15 protein-coding genes are annotated in these 16,721 nt (G+C 66.9%); 2 read left to right on the top strand and 13 right to left on the bottom strand.

Annotated features, from left to right (window positions below; translation table 11 throughout):
- Positions 1-8: 8 nt before the first annotated feature.
- Together ABRP34_RS22030 and hflX are read right to left on the bottom strand one after the other, a co-directional pair.
- Positions 9-2,069 carry an ATP-dependent DNA helicase gene (locus tag ABRP34_RS22030; protein ID WP_353711780.1) on the bottom strand — a complete coding sequence of 687 codons (2,061 nt, stop codon included), beginning with the start codon at positions 2,067-2,069 and terminating at the stop codon, positions 9-11.
- Positions 2,062-3,639 carry a GTPase HflX gene (gene hflX, locus ABRP34_RS22025; RefSeq protein ID WP_353711779.1) on the bottom strand — a complete coding sequence of 526 codons (1,578 nt, stop codon included), beginning with the start codon at positions 3,637-3,639 and terminating at the stop codon, positions 2,062-2,064. The genes ABRP34_RS22030 and hflX overlap by 8 nt, the downstream gene beginning before the upstream one ends.
- 383 nt (positions 3,640-4,022) lie before the next feature.
- Between hflX and ABRP34_RS22020 the strand changes: the two genes are divergently transcribed.
- Positions 4,023-4,637, top strand: coding sequence for a methyltransferase (locus ABRP34_RS22020; RefSeq protein ID WP_353711778.1), 615 nt, complete (start codon positions 4,023-4,025; stop codon positions 4,635-4,637).
- Here ABRP34_RS22020 and dapF read toward each other — a convergent pair.
- From dapF to ABRP34_RS21985, 7 genes are all read right to left on the bottom strand, one after another.
- Positions 4,618-5,562 (bottom strand): diaminopimelate epimerase, encoded by a 945-nt coding sequence (gene dapF, locus ABRP34_RS22015; RefSeq protein WP_003798748.1) that lies wholly within the window; start codon positions 5,560-5,562, stop codon positions 4,618-4,620. The genes ABRP34_RS22020 and dapF overlap by 20 nt on opposite strands.
- A complete protein-coding gene (locus ABRP34_RS22010; protein WP_353711777.1) occupies positions 5,559-6,530 on the bottom strand; it encodes a DMT family transporter in 972 nt (323 codons plus the stop codon). Before ABRP34_RS22010 ends, dapF begins: the two co-directional genes overlap by 4 nt.
- A gap of 33 nt (positions 6,531-6,563) precedes the next feature.
- The gene (miaA, locus tag ABRP34_RS22005) at positions 6,564-7,463 is read right to left on the bottom strand and encodes a tRNA (adenosine(37)-N6)-dimethylallyltransferase MiaA (RefSeq protein ID WP_003798751.1); all 900 of its coding nucleotides are present in this window, start codon (positions 7,461-7,463) and stop codon (positions 6,564-6,566) included.
- A 4-nt stretch (positions 7,464-7,467) separates the two neighbouring features.
- Positions 7,468-9,024, bottom strand: coding sequence for a tRNA (N6-isopentenyl adenosine(37)-C2)-methylthiotransferase MiaB (gene miaB / locus ABRP34_RS22000; RefSeq protein WP_353711776.1), 1,557 nt, complete (start codon positions 9,022-9,024; stop codon positions 7,468-7,470).
- Positions 9,025-9,094: 70 nt separating this feature from the next.
- Entirely contained in the window at positions 9,095-9,610 is a 516-nt protein-coding gene (locus ABRP34_RS21995; protein WP_353713445.1) for a regulatory protein RecX, read from the bottom strand.
- A 100-nt stretch (positions 9,611-9,710) separates the two neighbouring features.
- Positions 9,711-10,763: a recombinase RecA gene (gene recA, locus ABRP34_RS21990; RefSeq protein ID WP_003798759.1), complete on the bottom strand. Its 1,053-nt coding sequence runs from the start codon at positions 10,761-10,763 to the stop codon at positions 9,711-9,713.
- A 210-nt stretch (positions 10,764-10,973) separates the two neighbouring features.
- Complete coding sequence (locus ABRP34_RS21985) at positions 10,974-11,213, bottom strand: DUF3046 domain-containing protein (protein ID WP_003798761.1); 240 nt, start codon at positions 11,211-11,213, stop codon at positions 10,974-10,976.
- 42 nt (positions 11,214-11,255) lie between these two features.
- Here ABRP34_RS21985 and ABRP34_RS21980 point away from each other — a divergent pair, with 42 nt between their 5' ends.
- Positions 11,256-11,762 carry a MarR family transcriptional regulator gene (locus ABRP34_RS21980; protein WP_003798763.1) on the top strand — a complete coding sequence of 169 codons (507 nt, stop codon included), beginning with the start codon at positions 11,256-11,258 and terminating at the stop codon, positions 11,760-11,762.
- A 147-nt stretch (positions 11,763-11,909) separates the two neighbouring features.
- On the opposite strand, the gene ABRP34_RS21975 is transcribed toward ABRP34_RS21980, so the two are convergent.
- The 4 genes from ABRP34_RS21975 to ABRP34_RS21960 form a co-directional block, all read right to left on the bottom strand.
- On the bottom strand, positions 11,910-12,362 hold the full coding sequence (locus ABRP34_RS21975) for a helix-turn-helix transcriptional regulator (protein WP_003798764.1): 453 nt from the start codon (positions 12,360-12,362) through the stop codon (positions 11,910-11,912).
- 169 nt (positions 12,363-12,531) lie between these two features.
- A complete protein-coding gene (locus ABRP34_RS21970; protein ID WP_003798765.1) occupies positions 12,532-13,017 on the bottom strand; it encodes a CinA family protein in 486 nt (161 codons plus the stop codon).
- Positions 13,014-13,685 (bottom strand): CDP-diacylglycerol--glycerol-3-phosphate 3-phosphatidyltransferase, encoded by a 672-nt coding sequence (gene pgsA / locus ABRP34_RS21965; RefSeq protein WP_353711775.1) that lies wholly within the window; start codon positions 13,683-13,685, stop codon positions 13,014-13,016. The genes ABRP34_RS21970 and pgsA overlap by 4 nt, the downstream gene beginning before the upstream one ends.
- 65 nt (positions 13,686-13,750) lie before the next feature.
- A complete protein-coding gene (locus ABRP34_RS21960) occupies positions 13,751-16,639 on the bottom strand; it encodes a DNA translocase FtsK (protein ID WP_353711774.1) in 2,889 nt (962 codons plus the stop codon).
- Positions 16,640-16,721: the final 82 nt, after the last annotated feature.

Below are 16,721 nucleotides of genomic sequence, written 5' to 3'. Positions count from 1 at the left end.
GGGCTTCCTTAGGCCTGTGCGCCGGCGAGTCTTTCCAGTGCCGCGACGGCGGTCTTCCGGTCGGTCGTTGGCCAGAACGGCGGCAGCGCGGCCCGCAGGAACCCGCCGTAGCGTTCCGTGGAAAGCCTGGAGTCCAGCACCGCCACCACGCCCTTGTCATTCGTGGACCGAATGAGCCGTCCTGCCCCCTGGGCAAGCCGGATGGCCGCGTGCGTGGCGGAGACAGACATGAAGCCGTTGCCGCCGGCCTGTGCAACGGCCCGGGACCGCGCGGTCATCAGGGGATCATCCGGCCGCGGGAAGGGAATCCTGTCAATGACCACCAGGCGGCAGGACCCGCCCGGCACGTCGACCCCCTGCCACAGTGACATCGTGCCGAACAGGCAGGTATCGGGCTCGTCAGCGAACTGCTTCACCAGTGCCGTCATGGTGGATTCACCCTGGCAGAGAATGCTGACATCCAGCCGCGTGCGCAGGGCGTCCGCAGCTTCCTCGGCCGCCCGCCGCGAGGAGAACAGACAAAGCGCTCCCCCGCCGGAGGCACGGATGAGGGACTCGAGTTCGTCCAGCGCCTCAGGGGACGTGCCACGGCCCGGTTTCGGCAGGTGGCCCGCTACATAGAGGATGCCCTGCCTGGGGTAGTCGAAAGGCGACCCCACGTCGACGCCGGTCCAGCTCGGCGCGCCCTCCCCGACCAGGCCCAACCCGCCGGCCGCGGGTTCGAAGGCAGAGCCGATGGCAAGGGTGGCCGATGTCAGCACCACCGTATGCCCGGCGAACAGGCCTTCCCGAAGCCGGCCTGCGACGCTCAGCGGGGCGATGTTGACCAGCGCCGGGGCAGACTCGTCCGGCGCAGAGTAGCCCTGCTGGGGATCGAACGTGCTATTCCGGGAGAACCAGACCACCTCGCGGTTTTCCCGGGCGGCGATGAGCCGTTCGCAAAGCTCCAGAATCACCAGCAGGCGGGAGCGCGCGAGCTGCCGCCCGCCGTCGGCCGTTGTATTGCTGTCCCCCTTGGAATCCGACAGCGCCGCCCGGCACGCCTCACGAAGCTGGTCCACACAGTCCAGCTGCTCGTCGTTCAGGCCGTTGGGCAGCAGGCCGCTGGGAACGCCGGCGAGAGCCACCTCAAGGTTGGCGGCCGCTGTGTTGAGCGCGTCAACGGTAATGCCGGTGTGCTTGCGGGCGCCGGACGCTGCGGCGTGGACCATGGCCACCGACAGCTGCCCCGAAACCGCGCCGGTTACCCGGTCCTGGAGTTCGTGGGCCTCATCCACCACCACAACGTCATACTCCGGCAGCACCGCCAGGCCTTCGAAGGCGCTGACGGCCAGCATGGCGTGGTTGGTCACCACGACGTCGGCTTCCGTGGCGTTATGGCGGGCAAGCTCACTGAAGCACTCTTCGGCGAGGGGGCACTTCTGCGAGCCGAGGCATTCCATGGACGTGACTGACACCTGCCGCCAGGCCCGGTCCGTGACGCCGGGAAGCAGCTCGTCACGGTCGCCCGTGGTGGTCTGCTCCGCCCATTCGCGGAGCCGGACCACCTCCTTGCCGAGCTGCGACGACGGACCGCCCACCGCCGCGGCGAAGTGCGGGACGCTGGTGTCCTCGCCCAGTGAGAAGAGCTGGCCCTCCGAGGGTTCCTCGGAGGGAAAGCCGCCTTCGAGCTTGTGCCTGCAGACATAGTTGGCGCGGCCCTTGACCAGCGCAATCTTCACAGGCCGGTCGAGTGCCGGTTTGAGGCTTTCCAGGAGCCGGGGTAAGTCCCTGCCCACGATCTGCGTCTGCAGAGCGAGGGTGGCAGTGGACACGAGGGCAGGCTTGTTGCTCTCCAGGGAATGTGCAATGAGGGGAACCAGGTAAGCCAGCGACTTGCCGGTTCCGGTGCCGGCCTGCACCAGCAGGTGGTCGCCCGTTTCTATTGCGCGTGCCACCTGCCTGGCCATCTCGTGCTGGCCGCTGCGGCTTTGGCCGCCCATGCCCGCCACGGCACGGTCGAGCAGGTCAAGAACACGCTGCTCGCCGGCCGTGGCCGCGGCACCGGCGGCTGCCGCCCCGTCAGTCATCGGTGCTGAAGGATTCCAGTTCAGCCGCGAGGCCTTCCCGGACCATGACCACGGCGCGGGTGCCGCCCTCTTCGTGATCCAGGCTCAGGATCTCCGCGTCGGAGTCATGGAGCTTGCTGATCAGATCGCCCCGGTGGTACGGGACGAGCAGCTGCATCTTGACGTTCGGCCGCGGGATGGACTCGCTGATGGCCTTGAGCAGCTCGGCAATGCCCTCCCCCGTGCGTGCCGAAACCACCACGTGCCGCGGTTCGCGCTGCTTGAGCCGCTCCACCACAAACGGGTCGGCGGCGTCCGCTTTGTTCAGGACGATGATCTCGGGCACCTTGCGGGCGTCCACCTCGGCGAACACCGAGCGCACGGCAGCGATCTGGCCTTCCGGGTCCGGGTGGGACACGTCCACGACGTGCAGGATCAGGTCCGCGTCCGCCACTTCCTCCAGGGTGGAGCGGAAGGCCTCCACCAGCTGGGTGGGAAGGGACCGGACGAAGCCCACGGTGTCGGCCAGGGTGTAGCCAACCCCATCCGAGGTCTCGGCCTTGCGGACGGTGGGGTCCAGTGTGGCGAACAGGGCGTTCTCCACCAGGACGCCGGCGTCCGTGAGGCGGTTCAGCAGCGAGGACTTCCCGGCGTTGGTATATCCGGCAATGGCCACTGACGGGACTTCATTACGACGGCGGTTGGCCCGTTTGGTCTCCCGTGCCGGCTTCATCGCGGCGATTTCGCGCCGCAGCTTGGCCATCCGGGTACGGATCCTGCGCCGGTCCAGTTCGATCTTGGTTTCACCGGGACCGCGCGAGCCCATGCCGGCGCCTGCGCCGCCCACCTGGCCACCGGCCTGGCGGGACATGGATTCACCCCAGCCGCGGAGGCGCGGGAGGAGGTACTCGAGCTGTGCCAGCTCCACCTGCGCCTTGCCTTCGCGGCTCTTGGCGTGCTGGGCGAAGATGTCCAGGATCAGGGCAGTGCGGTCGATGACCTTCACCTTGACGATGTCTTCAAGGCCGCGCCGCTGGGACGGAGCAAGTTCGGCGTCCACCACAACGGTGTCCGCGCCGGTGGACATCACGACATCCTTGAGCTCCAAAGCCTTGCCCGCTCCGAGGAACGTGCCGGGGTCCGGCTTGGCACGGCGCTGGACCAGTCCGTCGAGGACTTCCGAGCCGGCTGTTTCCGCCAGCGCGGCGAGTTCGCGCAGCGAGTTTTCGGCGTCAGCCAGCGTGCCCTCGCTCCAGAGGCCGGCGAGAACAACGCGTTCCAGTCGCAGCTGCCGGTATTCGACCTCGGTTACGTCCTCGAGTTCGGTGGACAGCCCGGCCGTGCGTCGCAGTGCCCGGCGTTCCTCGAGGTCCTGCTGGTCGCCGTCGAACGTGCTGTGCTCTTCGGCGAGCTGCGAGATGGCCTGTGCCTTGCCCAGGACACCCTTGCTGTCGGCGCTGCCGCCGTCGGCTGCCGATGCGTTCCTGGCCGGGACGTCCTTGGCGAGAATCCGGTCGATGACAGCCTGGATCTCCTCGGGACTCATGTCCTGGGCGGCTGGCTCGGATCCGGAATTTTGCTGATTGGTCATGGTCTCCTTTGAAGGTTCTGCATCTTCAGAATAGTGCTGATTGCCGCCCTTGGCAGCGGTATTCGCGCTGGGCTGACTGCGAGGGGTCATGGAGGTGCTCCTGACATGCCGGCAGCGGACGGGCTGGGCCGGCGGGAAGTGGACTGATCGAGTGCTGTTGGGCTGCGCCGCGTTTCACGCTGCGCGCTCCGGCGGAAGGCGGTCTACCTGCATCGCATCGGAGGGAGGCCCCGGGCCGGTACCGGCGGCTGAAGGCCGCGGGCATAGAAAGCCGGCTACTCAAAAATCAGGAACATGCGTTCAAGGATAGCAGAACACCGGTACCCGCTTTCGCACCCGGCCGGTTTCCCATCAGCCGGGGCGGACCACTAATCTGGCCAGTTATGGAGTCTGCCCACTATTTCAGCGCCTCACCTGCGGGGCCGTTCACCCGCAAGCCCCTCACGGTGGAACTGGCCGGTGAAACGCGGAAGCTGCAGACGTCATCGGGCATCTTCAGCCCGGATGGAATCGACAAGGGGACGGCGGTCCTGCTGGCCGAGGTTCCGGCTCCTGCCCCGCAGGGAAACCTGCTCGACATCGGCTGTGGCTGGGGACCCATCGCCCTGACCATGGCACTGCGGGCACCGCACGCGCAGGTCTACGCGGTGGACGTCAATGAACGCTGCATCGCGCTCACGAACGGGAACGCCGAACTGCTGGGGCTGGGCAACGTCGCGGCCAGCAAGCCGCAGGACGTGGATCCGGAACTCCGCTTCGACACCATCTGGTCCAATCCGCCGATCAGGATCGGCAAGGACGAGCTGCACTCACTCCTGATGCTGTGGCTGCCGAGGCTGGCGCCCGGCGGTTCGGCCTGGCTGGTGGTGCAGAAGAACCTGGGCTCGGATTCGCTTCAGCGCTGGCTGGCGGAGGCGCTTGACGAATCCTTCACGGTAACCCGGGAAAGCTCGTCCAAGTCGTTCAGGATCCTGCGGGTCAGGAAAGCGTCCCGCTAGCAACGATCGTTGCCGGGCCGCTCAGTTCGACATGCTCGCGGCCGCCGGCGACGGTGAAGAACTTCACGCCCACGACGCCGCCGGGCACCTTCACCTGCCAGGCGTCCGGGGCGCCCTGCCCGGCCCAGTGCCGGATGGCCACCGCCGCAGCACACGCTCCGGTACCGCAGGACTGCGTTTCGCCGACGCCGCGTTCGTGGACCCGCATGGTCACGGTGCCCACGCCGTCGTGCACCAGCGGCTCGGCCGGGACAACGAATTCGACGTTGGTGCCGTTGGCGGGAGTGGGGTCGACGTGGGGTGCTGTGAAGAGCCGTGTGTCCTGGAGCTCGGACAGCTCGGCCAGGGCGACGACCGTGTGGGGGTTGCCCATGCTGACGGACAGCGCCGGCCTCGCCACCTCGAGTCCGTCGGCGCTGACGAGCGAATCCATGGCGCGGGCCGCAGCGTCGTCGGGGAAGATGAACTCCCAGGGACCCATGTCGACGGCGTAGCCGTCGCCGGTGCGGACAATGGTCTTGACTCCCCCGCGGGTGCCGATGGTCAGCGAGCCGCCCGCAGGCAGTTCAGCGAGGCCTTCGGCCAGGAGGAAGTGGACGAACACCCGGACGCCGTTGCCGCACATTTCCGACAGGGAACCGTCACCATTGCGGTAGTCCATGAACCATTCGGCGTCGGGGTTTTCGGCAAGTACCTGCCGGCCCTCGTCCAGGAGCCGGGACGGCACGGCGCGGATTAGTCCGTCGCCGCCGATACCGCGGTGGCGGTCGCACAGCTGGGCGACCTGCTCGGCTGAGATGGCGTGCACGCCCTCGGGGTCAGCGACCAGGACGAAATCGTTGCCTGTTCCATGGCCCTTGGAGAAGCGCAGTCCGCTCAGTGTGGTGGCGGCGGGCCGGGCTGTTTCTGCAAGGGTTTCATTCATGGTTCAAGGTTACCCGCCCGCCGGCGGCGGCAGAAAAACGGCTTGGCTCCGCCTCTCGGACCGCGGGCGCTGGTCAGGAGGATGCCGGCGATCACAATTACCCCGCCTGCTATCTGGGCAAAGGTGTAGGGATGCCCGGAGAGGATTGTGAACAAGGCTGTGAAGACGGTGATGAGGTTAAGGAACACGCCGGCGTTGCCGGCGGGGATGACTGTCAGTGCGCGGTTCCACAGCAGATAGGACAGCACAGACGGGAAGAGCGCAATAAAGGCCAGGGAAGCAATCGCACCCTGCGTCGTTGGCAGGGCTGGACCGCCGGCAGGAAGGCTGAATGGTGTAAGCACAACGACGGTGATCGAAGCCTGGATGGCCGTGGCGGTAATCGGAGGCAGCGGCGGAGCCAGACGCCCGGTGATCGTATAGGCGGACCACGCCGCAATGGCCCCGATCATGAACAGTTCACCCGTCCCGAATCCAGCCTGCAGCAGCTTGCCCAGGTCGCCGTTGCTGAGGACAAGGAGCACGCCGGCAAGTGCGACCAGGACACCGCCAACTGCCCTGCGGGTCAGGCGTTCCCTGAGGAATGCGGCAGCGGCCAGCGTGATGAGTGCCGGGTTGAACGCATTGATGAGGGAAGCGTTGAATGCATCCGTGTGCTCGAGGGCTGTGTAGAGAAGCAGGTTGTAGCTCAGCAGTCCGAACACACTCAGCGCGACCAGCCACGGCCACGCTGCCAGCACCTGCTTCCATTGCGGGCGCTCTGCCATCTGGGCGATAACCAGCAGCGGAACCACGGCGCCCAACCAGCGCAGCAGGACGAGGCTGAGCGGTTCGATGCTCTCGACCGCGCCGGCTCCTACAATGTAGTTGCCGGCCCAGAACAGCGTCGCACCCAACAGCGAGGCGACCGCAACAGTGAGGGGCCGCCGCGAGGTGCGCTGTGGCGTGCTGGCAACTGCGAGGGGCATAAGGGGTCCTTCTTCCAGTGCTTTGGTGCTGGCTCAGCGGGCGAGGTCTGCTGCTTTGGCAGCCAGCCGGGGGTCCTGCCAGTCCAGCCAGCCGATGCGGGGATCGGCCCGGAACCACGTCAGTTGCCGGCGCGCGAACTGCCTGGTGGCCACGATGGTCTCCTCGGCTGCCTGCGCTACGTCCGTTTCGCCGTCGAGCACTTTGAGGAACTGGGCGTAGCCCAGTGCGCGCGGTGCGGTCTTGCCGCGGCGCAGGCCCTGGGCGTCCAGCCGTTCGACTTCCGCCAGCAGCCCCCGCTCCACCATCCGGTGCACGCGGACGGCGAGCCGGTCGCGCAGCTGCTCGCGGTCCACCTGCAGGCCGATCTGGACGGCCGGCTGGTGGTACTCGCGCGTTGGCATGAACGAGCTGAACGGGCGTCCCGTCAGTTCGAACACCTCCAGCGCACGGATGATGCGGCGCGCATCGCCGAGGCGCCCGGCGGAGACTGGGTCCACCGCCCGGAGGCGTTCCAGCAGTGCGGCGGTGCCGGCCTCGGCGTTCTCCTGCTCGAGCCGGGTGCGAATTTCAGGATCGGTTCCCGGAAAGTCCAGCACGTCGAGCGCGGCGCGGACATACAGGCCCGACCCGCCAGCCAGGATGGCGCGCCTGCCGCGGCGGTGGATGTCGGCGACGGCGTCCCTCGCCTGCTGCTGGAAATCGGACACCGACGCCTCCTGCGTCACGTCCAGGATGTCCAGCAGGTGGTGCCGCACGCCCCGTTGTTCAGCTTCGGTGACCTTGGCGGTGCCAATGTCCATGCCGCGGTAGAACTGCATGGCGTCGGCGTTGATCACCTCGCCGTCCAGGGCCAGGGCAAGTTCGACGGCGAGGTCGGACTTGCCCGATCCGGTGGGTCCGACGACCGCAATGACGGGGGGCTGGCCCGCCACCGGGTCAGCGGCTCCGCACCGGGAGCGAGGGCATGCCGAGCGACACGCCGGACTTGCCTGACCCCGCGGCACCTGCTGCACCCGGCGCAGGGGCCCCGCAGGAGTCGGCCTGTGCCCGGTCCCAGGCATCACCGGCGCGGGACCGGCGCAGGGAGTAGTCGTCCGCGCTGGCCGGGTCGGCGATCAGGTGGAAGGCAGCGGCTTCCGTGATGGTGACTGTCACGAGGTCTCCGGGCCTTGGGGCAGGAGCGCCCTCGGGAACTGTGAAGTGGACAAGGCGCTGGTCCTGCGAACGGCCGGAGAGGCGGTGCGTTTCCTCGGACTTGCGGCCGGACTGGGCGGTGACCATGACCTCGACACGGCGTCCCAGCTGTCTGGCGTTCTCTTCCGCGGCGATGCGGTCCTGGAGCGCGGTGAGGCGCTCAAAGCGTTCCTGCACCACCGCCTTGGGCAGCTGGTCCGGCAGGTCCGCGGCCGGCGTACCGGGCCGCTTGGAGTACTGGAAAGTGAAAGCTGTGGCGAACCGTGACTTTTCGACGACGTCCAGGGTCGCCTGGAAGTCCTCCTCCGTCTCCCCCGGGAAACCGACGATGATGTCCGTGGAAATCGCGGCATGCGGCATCCTGGCGCGGACTTTGTCCAGGATGCCGAGGAACTTCGCTGACCGGTAGGAGCGCTTCATGTCGCGCAGGACCTTGTCCGAACCCGACTGGAGCGGCATGTGCAGCTGCGGCATGACGTTGGGCGTCTCGGCCATGGCGTCGATGACATCATCGGTGAACGCGGCCGGGTGGGGGCTGGTGAACCGCACCCGTTCAAGACCCGGGATCTCGCCGCAGGCGCGCAGCAGCTTGGAGAAGGCCTGGCGGTCCCCGAACTCCACGCCGTACGAGTTCACGTTCTGGCCGAGGAGCGTCACTTCGATGGCACCGTCGTCCACCAGGGCCTGGACCTCGGCGAGGATGTCCCCCGGCCGGCGGTCCTTTTCCTTGCCTCGCAGGGCGGGCACGATGCAGAAAGTGCAGGTGTTGTTGCAGCCGACCGAAATGGACACCCAGCCGGAATAGACCGAGTCGCGCTTGGTGGGCAGCGTGGACGGGAAGACGTCCAGCGACTCGAGGATCTCCAGCTGCGCCTCGTTGTTGTGGCGCGCCCGGTCCAGGAGGGCGGGCAGTGCGCCGACGTTGTGCGTGCCGAAGACGGCGTCGACCCAGGGAGCCTTCTTCAGAATGGTTTCGCGGTCCTTCTGGGCGAGGCAGCCGCCGACGGCGATCTGCATCCCCGGGTTGGCGGCCTTGACCGGCGCCAGCTGGCCGAGGTTGCCGTAGAGCTTGTTGTCGGCGTTCTCCCGCACCGCGCAGGTGTTGAAGACCACGACGTCGGCTTGGGCACCGTCCGCCGGTACATAACCGGCGGCTTCCAGCATTCCCGCCATGCGCTCCGAGTCGTGAACGTTCATCTGGCAGCCGAAGGTGCGCACCTGATAGGTGCGCGGCACCTCAGCGTCGCCGGTTGCTGCGTTTTCGATGCCGGATGTGGGGGAAGGATAGGTCAGACTCACCCGTTAAGGGTACCGGCTGCCAAGGGTTCCGGGTGCGCTGGGTACCGCTTGCGCTGGGTACCGCGTGCGCTCACTCCCAGTGAGCGGAGTCCTCGCCGGAGTCCTCGCCGGCCGGAGCACCCGCGGCTGCGGCATCCAGGACCTCGGCCACGATCCGGAAGGCCTGCGAGGGCTGGTACCCCTTGCGGGCGAGCATGGACGCGAGCCGCCGCGTGGCCTTGTCCCGCTCCGCCCGGTCTGACAGGTCCGTCCCCGCCCGCAGCTTGCGTTCCACGAGATGGCGGGCGGCGGCTTCCTCGTCCTCGTCACTCAGCTGTTCCAAGGCGGACTCCGCCGTGTCAGCGTCGATGCCCTTGTCCGCGAGTTCCCGGCGAAGGGCTCCCCTGGCCAGCCGGCGTGACTGGGACCGGCTCCGCACCCACATGTCCGCGAATTCCGCGTCGTCAACGAGCCGGACCTCTTCGAAGCGGTCCAGTACGGCCGCGGCGACGTCTTCTGGCACGTTGCGCTCGGCCAGCTTACGTTCCAGCTGCAGCCGGCTCTTGGGCGATGCGGTCAGCTGGCGCAGCACGATGGCGCGCGCCACCGACGCGGGATCTGCGTCCCGGTCCTCAGCGGGTTCCGGGGCGGGTCCTGCTGTGCGGTCCCCTCCGGCCTGGGCGAAGGCCGGAGAGGACCGGCGTTTGCTAGAAGCCGTCAACGGCCTTCAGCTTCGGTGAGGCTTCAGCATCGGCCGCAGGCTTGGTTCCCACCCCGAGCTTTTCCTTGATCAGCCGTTCCAGTTCCGCAGCGAGTTCCGGGTTGTCACGCAGGAAGCGGCGCGAGTTCTCCATGCCCTGGCCGAGCTGGTCACCGTCGTACGTGAACCAGGACCCGGACTTCTTGATGATGCCGTGCTCCACGCCCATGTCGATGATGCCGCCCTCGCGGGAGATGCCCTGGCCGTAGATGATGTCGAATTCGGCGATCTTGAAGGGCGGGGCCATCTTGTTCTTGACGATCTTCGCCTTGGTCCGGTTACCGACGGAATCGGCGCCTTCCTTCAGGGTCTGGATGCGGCGGACGTCGATGCGAACGGACGCGTAGAACTTCAGCGCCTTACCACCGGTGGTGGTTTCCGGTGAGCCGAAGAACACGCCGATCTTTTCACGCAGCTGGTTGATGAAGATGGCAGTGGTCTTGGTCTGGCTGAGCCGGCCGGTGATCTTTCGCAGGGCCTGGCTCATGAGGCGTGCCTGCAGGCCGACGTGGCTGTCGCCCATGTCGCCTTCGATTTCCGCGCGCGGCACCAGGGCTGCCACGGAGTCGATGACCACGATGTCCAGTGAGCCGGAGCCCACCAGCATGTCCATGATCTCCAGGGCCTGCTCACCGGTGTCCGGCTGGGAGACCAGCAGGGCGTCCGTGTCCACGCCGAGCTTGGCCGCGTATTCGGGATCGAGGGCGTGCTCGGCGTCGATGAAGGCGGCGATGCCACCGGCACGCTGGGCGTTGGCCACGGCGTGCAGGGCAACGGTGGTCTTACCCGACGATTCCGGTCCGTAGATTTCTACGACGCGCCCGCGCGGGAGGCCTCCGATTCCGAGTGCGACGTCCAGTGCGATGGAGCCGGTGGGGATGACCTCGATGGGGGCGCGTGTTTCGTCGCCCAGCCGCATGATCGATCCCTTGCCGAACTGCTTGTCAATCTGCGCGAGCGCTGCTTCAAGCGCTTTTTCACGATCCGGGGCTGCCGCCATGGTTCACACCTCTAATTGCTTTCTCGCTTTGGAGGGGCCTCAGCGGCCCTTTGTCTGTCATCACCGACGCTAGCGCCACCCGCTGACATTCTTCCCGGGCAAGCGTGCGTATGTGGATAACCCGCTGCCAAAAGCATAGCCGCACCCGAACAGATATTCGAACAATCGGTCGGCGTGTCAGCAGCTTCCCGGGCAGGGGTCGGGAGCCTCTCAGATCAGGTCTGGGCCGCCTTGGCGGGGCGTGATGTCGCGGCCGAGGCGACGCTCCTCGGGGACGTCCTGCACGTCGCACACCGCAAGCCAGACGTCGCGTGGACTGACGCCTGCAGCGAGGGCCTGGTTCGCCGTCCGACCGCCTACGCCTGCAAGGACGAGGGAACCGCCCAGCACGCGCGAGTACCCGGCCCCGAATTCATCGTCCATCAGCCGCCAGAAATCACTAATCCTCACTCAATACAGTCTCTCACGGGCGCTGACTCTAGAATGGTTGCCATGAGCAACCCCGCTGAAGCCCCCGGAGCCGCTGCCCCCTTCGAGGACACGCTTGATACGGCACTGACCAACGTGGAGCATCAGATCAGCCTTTTCTGGCGTCGGGCCCGGTCCGTTTCCCAGCAACTGTCCCGCGAGGTCCACCCGGATATGGAGCCCGCCGCCTACGGCCTGCTCACAGTCATCCGCAAGAGCGGGCCCATCCGCCTGACCGAACTCGCATCCTGCATCGGCGTCGGCAAGCCCTCTGTCAGCAGGCAGATCGCGTTCCTTGAAAGCATCGGCCTGGTGCTCAAGGAAGCCGATCCCCTGGATGGCCGGGCGCAAACTATCAGGCTCACCGCCGAAGGCGAGGAGAAGATGCACCAGGTGCAGGATGCCAGGCGGCAGGTGTTCCGGGAGCGCCTGGGCGAATGGCCGGTGGAGGATCTTGAGGCACTGGCTGCCTACATGGCCAAACTCAACGCCACGTACGAACGTGACGGGTTTCCCAAGGACGGCGTCTAAGCACCACGGCGGATCCTAGCCATCGAGGCGCCGCTGGACAGCAGAGCGCCTCTGGACAGCAGGGCGCGATTGGACTGGCACGACGAAGGCCTCCGGCACTGCCGGAGGCCTTCGCTGTAGTTCCGTGGTCCGGATTACCGGATCCAGTTACCGGGCGCCCGAAAGCATTTCCGTTGCCAGTTCGTTGTTGAGCTCGCTGCTCAGGTCGCGCTCAAGGTCCCGGCCGTAACGCTGGGAGAATTCCTGCGGGACGGTATCCGGCACGGCAACGCCTTCAGCGACGGCAACGCGGTCGCTGACCTCGCGGAGCATGCTGGAAAGCGGTACATCCAGCGCCGAGCAGATCGAGGACAGGAGTTCCGAGGACGCTTCCTTCTGGCCGCGTTCCACTTCACTGAGGTAACCCAGGGATACCCGGGCGCTGTGCGACACTTCGCGGAGGGTACGCCCTTGACGCTGGCGGACATCGCGCAGAACATCACCAATTTCGTGACGAAGTACAACCATCTTGCGCTCCTTCTGTTCGCTCTTGGCCTGATCGGCGAGGCCCACGTCCTTCCAGCGGACAACGCCGTTTACGGACACGGGCTGCTTTACCATCTGTATCGCCTTGCTCCCTCATGCTTTCGATTCACTGTGACGTGAACCGCATTTGTTCTCTTCATCCTAGGCGCCTCCCTCAAGGAGAGGCGACACAATGTGACAACTATTCGGAATCGCTTTTTGTTCCCCGCAACCTTACTCCCGGTAGCTTAGCGCAGTCATGGGCTCAGCCCAGCGCAGCGAGTGCCTCCTGCAGACGCTCCAAAGCGGCGCCACAAGCCAGTCCGCGGATCTCTGCCCGGGTGCCCTGGAAGTTGTAGGGAAAGGTCTGCACACCGTCTGCGGTGGCGACGCCCACGAACACCGTTCCCACGGCCTTGCCGTCGTGCGCCTCGGGCCCTGCTACGCCAGTGGTGGAGACGGCCAGGTCCGCGGCGCAGACGCGCCGGGCGCCTTGCGCCATGGCGGCAGCAACCGCTTCGTCCACCGAGCCGACGGCGTCCAGCAGGTCCTGCGGAACGCCAAGAACGTCCCGCTTCACGGTGTTGTTGTAGGAGACCACGCCGCCCTGCAGCATGGCAGACGCCCCCGGGGTATCGGCCAGGACAGCGGCCACCATTCCGGCGGTGAGTGACTCGGCGGTGGCGACGGTAACGCCACGCCCGACGGCCGCTGCCACGGCTTCTCCGGCGATCCGGTGCAGATTCGTCACGGCTGGCCTTCCTGGTTTGGGATGTCCTGGTTGGGGTTATCCTGGTCCGCAGCCCGCCGGCGCAACCCCTCCGACCTGACTTTCAGCGCTTGGATAACGTATTCGACGCCGGTCCAGACCGTGATCAGCACGGCAGCGAGCATGACCGCAAAGGCCACCCAGGTCAGCCACGGGGCGATGGGTGCCAGCGGAAGAAGGTAGAGGAAGATCGCCACGGTCTGGACGACAGTCTTGAGCTTGCCGCCGCGCGATGCCGGGATGACGCCGTAGCGGATCACGAAGAACCGCAGCGCCGTGATGCCCCACTCACGGACCAGGATCACGATGGTGATCCACCAGGGCAGCTCGTTCAGGACGCACAGCATGACCAGCGCGGAGCCGGTCAGAAGTTTGTCCGCGATCGGGTCGGCGATCTTGCCGAAGTCGGTGACCAGTCCCCTGCTGCGGGCGATGTCGCCGTCGAGCTTATCCGTGTAAATCGCGACGGCGAACGCCGCCACTGCCGCCCAGCGCCAGGCACCGGATTCGCTGCGCAGGCCGGGGGCGTCGGCGATGAGGAACCACACGAAGAACGGCACCAGCACAATGCGGAGCATCGTGAGGATGTTGGGGAGATTCCAGATACCGGAGCTGTTGGAGCCGGCCGCGGTCGCTTCGGTGCTTGTCACCCTTCTAGGCTACCGTCTTCGGCGCTACCAAATCCTTGTTCACCTGACGACTGCCGTCTTTAGGACTAGCGGCCGGTAAGGGACCAGGCGTCCTCCGAACCGTCCTCGTCGTCACCGGCACTGTCGGCGCCGTCGTAATACTCGATGCTCTGGGTGCGGTTGTCCAGGTCCGCGGCAACGAGGTCCTCCGCGTAGCCGCCCTGCGCGATGTTGGCGTTGGCGTTGTCGCTGAGCGCGGCAGTCTGCGAATCTGCCGTCGCCGGAGCCTCCTGGCCCTTCATCGCAGCCAGCACCGCGGCGAGGTCGTCCGGCTTGACCAGCACATCGCGGGCCTTGGAACCTTCCGACGGGCCAACCACGCCGCGTGATTCCAGCAGGTCCATGAGGCGGCCAGCCTTGGCGAACCCGACGCGGAGCTTGCGCTGCAGCATGGACGTCGAGCCGAACTGGGTGGTGACCACCAGCTCCGTGGCCTGCAGCAGCACTTCGAGGTCGTCCCCGATGTCGTCGTCGATCTGCTTCTTCTGCGCTTCGGGTGCGACGTCATCACGGTACACGGCCTGGAGCTGGCCTTTGACGTGTTCTACCACCTTGTGGATTTCGGACTCGGTGACCCAGGCGCCCTGCACACGCATCGCCTTGGAGGCACCCATGGGAAGGAACAGGGCGTCACCCTGCCCGATCAGCTTTTCCGCGCCGGGCTGGTCCAGGACCACGCGGGAGTCGGTCACGGACGAGGTGGCGAAGGCCATGCGGGACGGCACGTTGGCCTTGATCAGGCCGGTGACCACGTCGACGGACGGGCGCTGCGTGGCGAGCACCAGGTGGATGCCGGCGGCTCGGGCCAGCTGCGTGATCCGGACGATGGAGTCCTCGACATCGCGCGGCGCCACCATCATCAGGTCTGCGAGCTCATCGACGATCACCAGGAGGTAGGGGTAGGGCCGGATGACGCGCTTGGAGTCCACGGGCGGCTGGACTTTGCCGGCGCGCACAGCCTTGTTGAAGTCGTCGACGTGCTTGAACCCGTAGTTGGCGAGGTCGTCATAGCGGGCGTCCATTTCGCGGACCACCCACTGCAGCGCCTCGGCCGCCTTCTTGGGGTTGGTGATGATCGGCGTGATGAGGTGCGGCACGCCTTCGTAGGCGGTGAGTTCCACGCGCTTGGGGTCCACCATGACCATGCGGACCTCGTCGGGGGTGGCGCGCATCAGCAGGGACGTGATCATGGAGTTCACGAACGAGGACTTACCGGCACCGGTGGCACCGGCCACCAGCAGGTGGGGCATTTTCGCAAGGTTGGCCACGACGTAGCCGCCCTCGACGTCCTTGCCGACGCCCATGACCATGGGGTGGTCGGTACGGCGGGCGTTCTGGCTGCGCAGGACATCGCCGAGCGACACCGTTTCACGGTCCGTGTTGGGGATTTCGATGCCGATGGCGGATTTGCCGGGAATGGGGCTAAGGATGCGCACGTCACTCGAGGCGACCGCGTACGAGATGTTTTTTGATAGCGCGGTGACCCGCTCCACCTTGGTGCCGGGAGCCAGTTCGATCTCGTAGCGGGTCACGGTCGGACCCCGGCTGAAGCCGGTTACGGTGGCGTCCACGTTGAACTGCTGGAGCGTGTCCGTCAGGGCGGCCACGACGGCGTCATTGGCTTCCGTGCGCTCCTTGGGAATGGAGCCGGGCGTCAGCACGTCGGACGACGGCAGCGTGTACGTGACGTCGCCCGCCAGCGACAGCTGCTCTGTGCGCTGCGGAATGGGGGTGGGCAGCGGCGCAGGCGCCACAGGTTTGGCAGGCACCTGCACGGCAGCACCGGGGGTTGCACCCGGTACAGCGGCCGCGCCGGCCATGCCCGGCGTCACCAGCGGAATGGCCTCGGTGGCGTTTTCGGCGTCGGCGCCCTTGGTGCCGAGCCCCTGGGCTGCCTTGATCTTCTCGACGGCGATCTCCGCCTGGGTGGGCCGCCGGACTCCGGGGGCCACGGCAGGGGTTCCCTTGCTGGCGCCCGGTGACGGGTCGTCGTCGTCGATCACGGCGTGCTCAAAGGCTTCGTCTCCGACGTAGCCCTCCAGCCGGGGATCGGCTTCCTCATCCTTGCCAAAGAGCCGCTTGCGCTTCCTCTTCGGGGCGGGACGGCTGTTTTCGTCCAGGTAGCTGCGGTCGTGGGCGTCGCCGTCGTTTTCCTGGAGGTCGACGCCCATCAGGTGCTCGTACGCACCGCGCAGCCGCCGTGGAATCGCACCGAACGGCGTGGCCGTCACGATGAGCACGGACACGAAGGCCAGCAGCCCGTACAGGACCACCGGTACAGCGGGGTGAATGGCGGCCAGCGGGGAGGCTGCCAGGAATCCGAGCATGCCGCCGGCCTGCCGCAGCCCATCGAAGCCCTCGCTGACGGTCGGCTGGCCGCCCACGATGTGCGCGATGCCGCAGCCTGCGAACGTCATGATGAGGAAGCCGATGCCCACTCGGTTGTTTCCGCGGCCGTCCACGGGCTGCCGGAACAGCCTGCACGCGCACACGAAGAGCATGAGCGGCAGGACCAGCGACATCCAGCCGAATGTGCCGTTGACCACGGCGTAGACAGCGTCCGGGAACCAGCCGCGGAGACCCCACCAGGCGAAGGTGGCGATGAAGACGGCCAGGGCCAGGTTGAACAGGGCAGCCCCGTCACGGCGGTCCTCGGGTGCCAGGTCGCTGACGTCCTGGCCAATGCGGCGCACTCCCCCGCCCACCAGGTGGCCGATGCCCAGCCAGGCCCCGCCGGCCACGCGCAGCAGCCAGGGTTGCCGGTGTTCGACGGCGGGAAGCTGGCGTGTGCGGGCACTGCCGCCGGACGATCCGGACCGGCCGGATTTGGCCGCCGAGGAGCCGCTGCGGCCTGCGGATGCGCCCGTTTTACTGCTGGAGGTACGTTTTGGCGCGGGGGAAGTACGAGTGGCCATATCTGCCACGGTACTCCACCGCGGCCGCGGAACCGCGGATTTCCGGGCCGCCGGGGGCTGTGTTCAACCCCTGGCCACCCGT

Origin of the sequence: Arthrobacter sp. K5, from assembly GCF_040448525.1 — a bacterium.
Lineage (GTDB): Bacteria > Actinomycetota > Actinomycetes > Actinomycetales > Micrococcaceae > Arthrobacter > Arthrobacter globiformis.
This window is presented reverse-complemented; position numbering and strand designations above follow the sequence as displayed.